Genomic DNA, 10132 nt, shown 5'->3' with positions numbered 1-10132 from the left:
CAAGATCATGCCGCCCCTTCAGCGCCGAAGACCGCAGCCCGCCAATGTCTTCCGGGCTGTACAGCAGCTGGGTATCCGTCTGCTTGGCCAGCGCCTGCAGCGCGGAGTTCATCGACTGCGCCGGAATATCCAGCGTCCACTCCTGCGCCTGCACCTGGAAAACCAGCGCGCTAGACAGCGCCAGGCCCAGGCCGATGCGTGACAGCGCACGCTGGGGACGAAGCGAATGACGAATCAGTAAGGCTTTGGCGAGCGGGTTGAGCGCACTGGGCAAGGGCTTGGACATCGGGTTGCGTTCTCGTTGGCAGAGGGGTTTTTTTCTATGTGCTGTATGTGACGCAGCACCTGCGAAAAACCGGAACGATTCTTATTGACTGTTTTTTTCGCAGGCGCAACGTTAACCGTGTCACACGTTTCAGAGTTCGCGTGCTACGCGGAAACCGAGAAAATCACCACGGGTGGTTTTCAGCCGGTCATTGCGGTTGGCCGAGCGCGAGAAGATCGGTGGCTCACCCCAGTCGTTGCCGCGCATGTGCGCGCGGATGCACGTGGGGTCCTGGACCCAGGCGCTGCCGTCGCTGGGGGCGCCTTCGTAGCTTTCGTGGTAGCAGTCGGCGACCCATTCGTAGACGTTGCCGTGCATGTCGTACATGCCGAAGGCATTGGCCGGGTAGCTGCCCACGGGGGCGGTGAAGGTGTAGCCATCGCGGGGGCCATAGGTGTTGGCGTGCTTGCTGATTTCGTACTTGCCCGGCTCATCGAAGGGGAAGGGGAACGGGCCGGTGGAGCCGCCGCGGGCGGCGTATTCGCGTTCGGCCTCGCTGACCATGCGGTACGGTTTGCCGGTTTTTTTCGCCAGCCATACGGTGTAGGCCTGGACTTCGTCATAGTCGACGCACACCGCAGGTTGGCGGGCGGTTTGTTTGTAGGTTGGCTTGCTGGCCTCGCACCAGCGGCCGGGGCGGTCGTCGCCGCTCTTGATGACGGTGCCGGTGGCCTTGATATAAGCGTCCAGCTCGCCAGCGGTGACCTGGTAGCGGCTCATGGCGAATGGCTTGGCGAAGGTCACGGTATGCAGCGGGCCTTCGTCGGGCTGGCGGCCGACTTCGTCGTCGGGGGCGCCCATCACGTAGCTGCCGGCGGGCAGCACTACCATCTCTGGGCAGTCCTTGCAGTCCTGGAATACGTCACCTGGCTTGGCCGCGTGGGCGTAGGCGCTGACCAGCAGCAGGCAGGTAATCTGGGCTGGCCGGTAGAGCCAGGTTTTTGCGTTCATTGGGGGTCCTCGGAGCGGGTGAATGCGTGCGACGTTTCGCATTCAGACGAGCCAAGGCGGTGAAAAATTAACCAGCGGCCGCGCCCGCGAGGGTTGTGCAAGGTCGGCGATTGGGGGAGTTGTCAGCGGGCTTGCAGCGGGCTATAGTCCAGGCCATTGATCTCATCCGAAGACCTGTTCATGCCTGCCATCCCTTCCACCACATGCTTTGCCCTCGCGCCAGTCGCGGGCAGTGTCGTGCGTGGCAGCCAGCAGCCGGCCATGATCAGTCACTACCCACCACCTGTCAGTGGCGTTGTAGGCGGCGTAGCTCCGCCTCGCTGCGTGGTCGTGCTGGGCTGATCGGCTTTTTGCCGCATCCCACCGCACCCGCAACCTACTGAACACGGTCGGCTACTTCCCTCGCTGAAAGTTACGCCCTCCGTTCGGCTTATTCGCCCGAAAGGTGGCACTACATGTCTGTCATTTCCAAAGCATCCGTGGCCTCGGCGGCCACCACCAGCCTGTTCGTCCTGCTGTGGAGCAGCGGGGCAATCGTCTCCAAGCTGGGCCTGGCGCACGCCAGCCCGTTCGCCTTCCTGCTGTTGCGCTCGGCGCTGGCACTCGCCGGCCTGTTGCTGATCGGCCCGTTGCTGGGCTTGCGCTGGCCGCGCAGTCGCGGGGCGATTGTGCGCGCCCTGGGCACCGGCTGTGTGCTGCTGGGGGCCTATCAGATCTTCTATCTGTTGGCGCTCAATACCCATGTCACCCCCGGCGTCATGGCCACGGTGATGGGGGTGCAGCCTATCCTTACTGTGGTACTGATGGAGCGTCAGCGCTCCTGGAGCCGGTTGTTCGGCCTGGGGTTGGGCCTTGCCGGGCTGGTGATGGTGGTCTATCAGAGCATCAACCTTGGCGGGGTGTCCCTGGCCGGCATGCTGTTTGCGCTGTTGGCGTTGGGCAGCATGACCTTTGGCTCGATCCTGCAAAAACGCATCACCGACAACCCCATGGGCACGCTGCCGCTGCAGTACCTGGCAGGGTTTGCCCTGTGCGCGCTGTTCGCGCCGTTGCAGCCGTTGCAGGTGCAGTGGAGCGGTGGTTTCGTCGTTGCGCTGTTGTGGATGGGGCTGGTGGTGTCGTTGTTGGCGACCTTGCTGCTGTATCGCCTGATCGCCAAGGGCAACCTGGTCAACGTCACCAGCCTGTTCTACCTGGTGCCTGCGGTGACGGCGGTGATGGACTTCCTCATCTTCGGTAACCGCCTGGCACCGCTGAGCCTGCTGGGGATGGGGCTGATCGTGGTGGGCTTGCTGTTCGTGTTCCGCAAGCCGGCTGCGCAATTGGCCGAGGCGTAAGCCTTTAGCGGAATTCTTCGGGGATGGTGTGCCGTAGTACGCCTTCCTCGAAGTCCAGCAGGTCGGCTTCGCGCTGGGTCAGCAGGTAGTAGAGCAAGGTGTCGAGCGAGCGCTGTGTGGCGACTTCGACAGCGAGCATCCTCACTGCCTGTTCCGCTTCGCATTTGCAGCCGAAATCCTCCAGTGCCGTGCGCACTTGGTCGAGGGTTTCCGGTGGCTTGACGATGACCCGGAACACCGAGCGGCCGCCGCTGCTGCGCAAGGCGTCGAACCAGGTTTCACCTGCTTCGTCCCGCGTGCCAATGATGTCGCCCGGTGCAATGCCGTAGACATAGAACGGGATGTTGTCGACTTCGTAGCCGCCCTCTGTTGCCTTGGCCCACAGGCCCTCGACCGAGGCGGGCGGGTAGCCGTCCGCGTCCTGCTGCAGGCGGAACAACACCTTCTTGTATGCATCGCTCATCGTGGCTCCTGCTTTATTTACGTGTCGGGCGCAGCACCAGCCACAGGGCGGCGCCAATCAGCAGGCCGCCGTACAGGTGCGCCATCGACAGCGGCTCGTCCAGCAACCACGCGCCCCACAACACGCCGAATACCGGGATCAGGAAGGTCACGGTGCTGGCCTTGACCGGGCCGATTTCTTCCAGCAGACGGAAGTACAGGATATACGCGAATGCGGTGCACAGCAGGCCCAACCCGAGCAGCGACAGCCACACGTTCCAGCCACCCCAGCTGGCGGGTGGCTGGGTCAGCGCGCTCCAGGCGAACAGCGGGCTCAGCAGCAAGGTTGCGCCGAGCATGCTGCCCAGAGCCGAAAGGCGGCTGTCCAGGCCGCTGACCCAGCGGCGGGCGAGGAAGCCGGCAAAACCATAACAGGTGGTGGCCGCCAGGCAGGCGAGGGCGCCTTGCAGCAGGGCCATGTCCAGGGCGACGGGGCCGGCGCCGCTGAGGATGCCGACGCCGAACAGGCCCAGGAAGATGCCGCAGAGTTTGGGCAGGGTCATCGGTTCGCGGAAGAACAGCACGCCGATCAGCACGCCCATCAGCGGTGTGGTGGCGTTGAAGATCGCCGAGTAGCCGGCGGGCAGTACTTGCGCGGCCACGGAGTAGAAAGTGGCCGGGATGCCCGAGTTGATCATGCCCAATACCAGGCAAGCGCCGAGTTTGCCCTGGAAGTCCCAGCGTACCCGCGCGGCGGCGAGGATGGCGATCAGCCCCAGGCAGGCAATCGACACCCGGAAAAACGCAGTCGGCACGGTACCGAGTTCGGGGGCGATGATGCGCATGAACAAAAAGCTCGCCCCCCAGACAGCGGCAAGGGTCAGCAGGCGGGCTAGGGCGATGGGGCTCACAACGGTCTCCGGGGTTTGGGCAGGGCGCGAGTTTACGCCAGGGGGGAGCGGGATTCTTGTGCTTTCTTGCGCAGTGAATCGGTGCGCGCCCTTTCGGGGGCAAGGGACCGGCTAAGCTGTGTATCTCACCCTGCAACGAGATGCCTCGCATGCCCCAGCACTGGCCCGCCGGCGAAATCGCCCGGATGATCCTCGACGGCTTCGATGACTACCGCGAGCACTTTCGGCGCATCACCCTCGGTGCCCGTGAGCGCTTCGAGCAAGCGCGCTGGCAAGACATCCAGCGCGCAGCGGCGGCGCGTATCAACCTGTATGAAGAGAAGGTGGCCGAGGCCAACGGCTGGCTACGCCAGCGCTTTGCCGAGGATGTATTGCTGGAGGTGGAGCAGTGGCCGCTGGTCAAGAGCGCCTATATTCGCCTGATCGATCCTCGGCTCGACGACGAGCTATCCGAAACCTGGTACAACTCGCTGTTCTGCAGCCTGTTCAGCCATGACCAGATCAGCGACGGCTGCATGTTCATCCACACCACCCGGCCGTCGATGCGCAGCCACGAGCGCGCCGCGCAAACCCGCACTTACGCACTTGGCGATGGTCTCAAAGGCTTGCTGCGGGCGATCTTCGCCGACTACCCGTTCGATGTGCCCTATGGTGACCTGGAAGGCGACCTGACGCGCCTGGAAGAACAACTGCGCGAATGCCTGCCGGACTGGGTGTGCAAGGACCCGGCCCTGGCAGTCGAGCTGTTCTCGCCGGTGCTGTACCGCAACAAGGGCGCCTACCTGGTCGGCCGCCTGTACACCCCCGACGAGCAGTGGCCATTGGTGATCCCCTTGCTGCACCGCGAAGGCCATGGCATCGAGGCCGATGCGCTGATCACCGACGAGGCCGATGTGTCGATCATCTTCTCCTTCACCCGGTCTTATTTCATGGTCGATGTGCCAGTGCCGGCGGAGTTCGTCAACTTCCTCAAACGCATCCTGCCGGGCAAGCACATTGCCGAGCTGTACACCTCGATCGGTTTCTACAAGCATGGCAAGTCGGAGTTCTACCGGGCGTTGATCAACCACCTGGCCAGCAGCGACGACCGTTTCATCATGGCCCCGGGGGTGCGCGGGATGGTCATGAGCGTGTTCACCCTGCCGGGCTTCAATACGGTGTTCAAGATCATCAAGGACCGGTTCGCGCCCTCGAAGACGGTCGACCGCGCCACCGTGATCGACAAGTACCGGCTGGTGAAGAGTGTCGATCGGGTAGGGCGCATGGCCGATACCCAGGAATTCGCTGATTTCCGCTTTCCGCAGAGCAAGTTCGAGCCGCAGTGCCTGGCCGAGTTGCTGGAGGTGGCGCCGTCCACGGTCGCGTTGGAGGGTGACACGGTGCTGATCCGCCACTGCTGGACCGAGCGGCGCATGACGCCCCTCAACCTGTACCTGGAACACGCCAGTGAAGGGCAGGTGCTCGAGGCGCTGGAGGATTACGGCCTGGCCATCAAGCAACTGGCGGCGGCGAATATTTTCCCCGGCGACATGCTGCTGAAGAACTTCGGCGTCACCCGCCATGGCCGGGTGGTGTTCTACGACTATGACGAGATCTGCTTTCTGACCGAGGTGAACTTCCGCCATATTCCACCGCCGCGCTACCCGGAGGACGAGATGTCGGGCGAGCCGTGGTACTCGATCGGGCCGCATGATGTGTTCCCCGAGGAATTTCCGCCGTTTCTGTTTGCCGATATGGGCCAGCGGCGGCTGTTCAGCCGGTTGCATGGGGAGTTGTATGACGCGGATTACTGGAAGGGGCTGCAGGCGACGATTCGTGAGGGGAAGGTGATCGATGTGTTTCCGTATCGGCGCAAGTTGCGGTGAACCCGGGGCCGCTTTGCGGCCCCAGCATGTCAGCCCTTCAAACACTTCAACTCACTGAAATCAGTCCGCACCTTGCCCAGCCGCTGCTGCAGCAACTGGCGCTGCGCCGGGGTACTCAGTTGCATCAGGTCGACCAGCAACGTGCGCGCCTGTTGCTCGGTGTTCTGGTAGGCCATGCGATATGCCGGCGTCCACAGGCTCTCCTTGCGCTGTAGCAATTGCGCCAGGCGTGGTTCGAAGCTGGCGTCGCTACGCTGGTCCATCGCCAGCACCAGCTGTTGCTGCCAATGCGCGCGGTTGGCGATCCACTGGCGGTTCTGGTCGCCCAGCGCCTGTGACCAGGCTTGCACCCGCAGCCGTTGCGCCGCACTGAGCTCACCCAACCACGGCGTCAGGCGTTTTTCCATGCGTTCGGTACGGCGGGCAATCTGCTTGGGCAAGGGGGTGTCGACATACTTCTTTTGTCGCTCGCTGATGTCGTCGCGGAACGCCTGGCGCATTTCTGCCACCTGGGCGTCGCTCATGCCACGTAACAATTCGGTAGCGGAAGGGGTGATCTCTTCGGCGACACGGCCTATGGCCGCGCGCGCTTCGCGGGTGCGTTGCTGCAACGCCTGGTCGGTCACCTGGTCCTCGGCGACCATGGTGCGCACCCGGTCCAGCCAGTCGAGGTAGCTGGGCAGCTGGGTTTTGCAATGCCAGGCCAGGTGCTGCTTGAGGCGCTCGTCGAGCAGTACTTTCTGCTCGCGGTTCATGTCCAGATAGTCGCCCAGCGACCACGGCACCAGGCGGTCGAGGTTGCGGTAGGCCAGGTCGATGCGGCTGCACGCCGCCAGGGCCAGGGCGAACGCCACGGCGATGAGCAGGGGCTTGAACAGGCGTGAAGGCATGTGCTGATCCTTGCAGTGGCTGCCAATCAGTAGACGCAAGGGTAAGGTGGCGGTTCCACCGAATCAGCGGTCAGGCAGCGCGGCGGCTTCGGGTGTAGAATAGCCGTCTTGTCTTGAGGAACATCGGAAATGGCTCTGCTTGGGCGTTACAACAGTTTGCAAATCGTTAAACACGTGGAATTCGGCCTGTACCTGGACGGCGGCGCCGATGGCGAGATCCTGCTGCCGGGGCGCTACATCCCGAAGAACGCCGAGACCGAGGTCGACGATTGGTTGAACGTGTTCATCTACCTGGACAGCGAAGACCAGCTGATTGCCACCACCGAGAAGCCCAAGGTGCAGGTCGGTGAGTTCGCCAGCCTCAAGGTCAAGGACATCAACGGCGCCGGCATCTTCCTTGACTGGGGCCTGCCCAAAGACCTGCTGATGCCTTACTCGGAAGAGTTGCAGCCGCTGAAGATCGGTGACTACTGCGTGGTGCACGCCTACCTCGACAAGCGCACCCGCCGCATCACCGCAACGGCGCGCCTGGACCGCTACCTGGACCGCACCCCGGCCGATTACCAGGTGGGCCAGCCGGTCGAGCTGCTGGTGGCGGGCGAGACGCCGATGGGCTTCAAGGCGATCATCAACAACCGCCACTGGGGCCTGATCCACAAGAACGAAGTGTTCAAGTTCTTGCGCTCGGGCATGCACGAGAAGGGCTTCATCAAAGAGATTCGCCACGACGGCAAGCTCGCCCTGAGCCTGCAGCCGGTGGGTGCCGCCCTGGCGGACAGCCTGCAAGAGCTGATCATGCAGCGCCTTGAAGCCGAAGGCGGCATGCTGCCGGTGTGCGACAAGAGCGACCCGGCAGTGATCAGCAAGCTGTTCAACGTCAGCAAGGGCAACTTCAAGAAGGCCATTGGTGCGTTGTTCAAACAAGGCCGCATCGTCATCCATGACGATCGCATCGAGCGGGCCTGATCAGGCCTGCACGAAGGTCCGGAAGTCCAGCTGCTCGCCACCTGGGCGGGTGTCGCGCAGCAGCGAATCGCGGTCGGCGCTCAAGGCCAGGCTGATGGTCGAGCGGCGCTTGCCGGGCTTGCGCACTTCCATCTGCTCCAGGTGAGCCTTGAGGAAGTTGGTCGGCACCTTCAGGTGCTGTAGCTCATCGGTGTCGGGGGTGTGCAGCAGCAGGTTGACCCAATCGGGCTGGCCCTTGCCCAGCAACGCTACCGGCACCTCGAACCACCACAGGTTGCGTTTCGGGTCGAGGATAGCGAACAGGGTGTTGCTGCTGGTCAGTACTGGCCGGGCCAGTGCTTCGTTACGCCGTGCGATGGCGGCGGGTTTGTCGAGTTTCATGCAGGTTCCTGCGGGTTGACGCTTGATAAGGCCTGCATTGTGAGGGGTGGCGGGTGGCTGAGCAAGGTTTGCCTGGGCCGGCCTCTTCGTCTGTAAACCCGCGAAGAGGCCGGTTGCCCCAGCGACGAACCGGCAGGCTCAACTCGGAAGTTGCCCCGTCGGCCGTGGTCACGGTCGCCGTGAAGCTGTGCAGCCCGTCACTGTTCTCCAGCACCTGGGCGAACCGCGCCTGCCCCTTGGCATCGCTGTTCACCAGCACTTCCCCGAGATACTGCTCCGCTTCGCTGCCGGTTGCTTGCGCATTGCCGAACACCTCGACGCGCAACAGGCTCGACGCCGGCCCCTGCACCTCACCGCGGATCACATTCCCCTCCAGCGCCATCAGCCGCGGTGGCTGCTGGTTGTGATTAGGCAACGGCTGGCACGGCTTGGGTTCACCCTGGGCATTGCAGATGATCGCCTGGTCCTTCTTCGCCAGCTCCGCCCCCACCCCGCGCGACCCTACGTACAACGCATGCGCCTGCGCCGGCACGCCGAACACGATAGCGCCGGTGCGCTGGTCTGGTACGCAAGAGCCGCCGGCCTCGCAGCGGCGGATGTCCTGGCTGTTGCCCCAGATACGGTTGGCGCTCAGGCGGGTGGCGGTGATTGCCGGCTCCGGGCGCAGGGCCACGCCAATGCGGTTGCCGTGGATCAGGTTGCCATCGAGCATGTTGCCCTCGCCGGTGACGCTGACACCGATCGAGTTGCCGCTGAAGGTATTGGCGCCCAAATAGTTGCGGTTGCCCCAGTTGATCTGCAGGCCGTCGGAGTAGTTCTCGAAACGGTTGCGGACCACGCTGTTGTCGTTGCCCAGCAGAATTTCGATGCCCTGGGAGGGCTCGGGGTTGGCCGCCGTGGAGCGGAACAGGTTGTCGGCCACCAGGTTGAAGGCTGCGCCGCGGGTCAGTTCCAGGCCGTCGCCGTTGTCGATCAGCTGGTTGCGCAGCACCTTGTTGTTGACCGTGGTGGTTGCGGTCGGGTTGCCGGCACCGTCGTCGCCGGTCAGCATGATGCCAGCACCGCCCTTGTTGGCGATGATGCGGTTGTCTTCGATGACGTTGCCACTGGCGCGATTGACCAAAATGCCAATGCAGAAGTTGCGCACTTCCAGGCCGCTCAGGTGCACGCCCTGGGTGTCGCGCAGTACCAGGCCAGGGTGCGTGGTGGTGCGCACGTTGGTGCCGAACTGGCCGGGCAGAGCGCCGGGGCAGGTGTGCACACCCTGGTCCTTGATGTAGCCCGAGCCGTCGATGGCGATGTACTGGCCGTCGCGCGCCCACGCCTGGCCGGTGATGCGCACCGGCCCTTTGATCTCAGGCAGCGCGCGCGTCGGTCGGATGACATAAGGCGCCTGGCCGACCGCAGCGATTTCGATGCGGTAGTGGCCGGGGTTCTGGTTGTTGGTCTCGATTGCCCAGCGCAGGCTGCCGGGTTGGCCGTCGTCGGCATAGCGGTCGACGCGCAGGGTTTCGGTTACGGCCGGCGAGGCGGCAAGGGCGGGCAGAGGAAGCAGTGGCAGCAGGGCCACGAGCACAGGCATCAAACGCATGGGGGCGGGTTTTCCGAAAATCGTTGTTTTTATGACTGGCCTGCCCTATGTGGGCGGGCGTATGCCGCGATTCTAGGGCAGCCGGCAGGTACTGGGCAGTTGGGCGGGGTAAATGGGTGCGGTATTCGCACGCAGATTTGCCGCTCGGCTTGTTCGGGTGAAATTGGTTGAAACTCTTGCGAAAGGCCCCGGGTCCACAGACTGTCGACACGGTTCACGTGTCTCCATTTGCAGGAGTTTTGCCATGAGCGGTACTAAAGACAAAGCGAAAGGCTTGGCCAACGAAGCAATCGGCAACGTGAAACAGGGCGTCGGCAAGGTGACCGACAATGACAAGCTCAAGGCTGAAGGCAAGGCCCAGGAACTCAAGGGTGAAGCGCAGCAGATCAAGGGTGACGTCAAGGATGCCGTGAAGAAGCCTTGATGCCGTGTTGAGCGTTCCATCGATTCGCGGGCAAGCCCGCCCCTGCAGGT

Annotated in this window: 10 protein-coding genes and 1 pseudogene; 4 read left to right on the top strand and 7 right to left on the bottom strand. The window is 63.4% G+C overall.

Annotation, left to right across the window (positions count from 1 at the left end; all coding sequences use genetic code 11):
• Together NP534_RS23295 and pvdO are read right to left on the bottom strand one after the other, a co-directional pair.
• Nucleotides 1–286 (bottom strand): annotated as a pseudogene (locus NP534_RS23295) (TonB-dependent siderophore receptor); the annotation flags it as partial.
• Nucleotides 287–415: 129 nt separating this feature from the next.
• Nucleotides 416–1276, bottom strand: a complete 861-nt coding sequence (gene pvdO / locus NP534_RS23290; protein ID WP_274100252.1) for a dihydropyoverdine dehydrogenase — start codon at nt 1274–1276, stop codon at nt 416–418.
• Nucleotides 1277–1731: 455 nt separating this feature from the next.
• On the opposite strand from pvdO, the gene NP534_RS23285 reads away from it, so the two are divergent.
• Complete coding sequence (locus NP534_RS23285; protein WP_274100251.1) at nt 1732–2613, top strand: DMT family transporter; 882 nt, start codon at nt 1732–1734, stop codon at nt 2611–2613.
• Between the two features lie 4 nt (nt 2614–2617).
• On the opposite strand, the gene NP534_RS23280 is transcribed toward NP534_RS23285, so the two are convergent.
• The gene (locus NP534_RS23280) at nt 2618–3076 is read right to left on the bottom strand and encodes a DUF4265 domain-containing protein (protein WP_033699708.1); all 459 of its coding nucleotides are present in this window, start codon (nt 3074–3076) and stop codon (nt 2618–2620) included.
• A gap of 13 nt (nt 3077–3089) precedes the next feature.
• A complete protein-coding gene (locus NP534_RS23275; protein WP_186658137.1) occupies nt 3090–3965 on the bottom strand; it encodes a DMT family transporter in 876 nt (291 codons plus the stop codon).
• 149 nt (nt 3966–4114) lie between these two features.
• Between NP534_RS23275 and aceK the strand changes: the two genes are divergently transcribed.
• Nucleotides 4115–5830, top strand: coding sequence for a bifunctional isocitrate dehydrogenase kinase/phosphatase (gene aceK, locus NP534_RS23270; protein WP_274100250.1), 1716 nt, complete (start codon nt 4115–4117; stop codon nt 5828–5830).
• Nucleotides 5831–5859: 29 nt separating this feature from the next.
• Here aceK and NP534_RS23265 read toward each other — a convergent pair whose 3' ends face one another.
• On the bottom strand, nt 5860–6720 hold the full coding sequence (locus NP534_RS23265) for a DUF6279 family lipoprotein (protein WP_274100249.1): 861 nt from the start codon (nt 6718–6720) through the stop codon (nt 5860–5862).
• Between the two features lie 129 nt (nt 6721–6849).
• Here NP534_RS23265 and NP534_RS23260 point away from each other — a divergent pair, with 129 nt between their 5' ends.
• Nucleotides 6850–7686, top strand: coding sequence for a CvfB family protein (locus tag NP534_RS23260; RefSeq protein WP_274100248.1), 837 nt, complete (start codon nt 6850–6852; stop codon nt 7684–7686).
• Here the strand turns inward: NP534_RS23260 and NP534_RS23255 are convergent, their stop codons facing one another.
• Nucleotides 7687–8067 carry a hypothetical protein gene (locus NP534_RS23255; RefSeq protein WP_186658124.1) on the bottom strand — a complete coding sequence of 127 codons (381 nt, stop codon included), beginning with the start codon at nt 8065–8067 and terminating at the stop codon, nt 7687–7689.
• The gene (locus NP534_RS23250; protein WP_274100247.1) at nt 8030–9658 is read right to left on the bottom strand and encodes a right-handed parallel beta-helix repeat-containing protein; all 1629 of its coding nucleotides are present in this window, start codon (nt 9656–9658) and stop codon (nt 8030–8032) included. The genes NP534_RS23255 and NP534_RS23250 overlap by 38 nt, the downstream gene beginning before the upstream one ends.
• Nucleotides 9659–9902: 244 nt before the next feature.
• Between NP534_RS23250 and NP534_RS23245 the strand changes: the two genes are divergently transcribed.
• Nucleotides 9903–10082, top strand: coding sequence for a CsbD family protein (locus tag NP534_RS23245; protein WP_033699700.1), 180 nt, complete (start codon nt 9903–9905; stop codon nt 10080–10082).
• Nucleotides 10083–10132: the final 50 nt, after the last annotated feature.

It is taken from the genome of Pseudomonas sp. 39004, from assembly GCF_028682155.1.
In the GTDB taxonomy this organism is placed as follows: Bacteria; Pseudomonadota; Gammaproteobacteria; order Pseudomonadales; family Pseudomonadaceae; genus Aquipseudomonas; species Aquipseudomonas capeferrum.
This window is presented reverse-complemented; position numbering and strand designations above follow the sequence as displayed.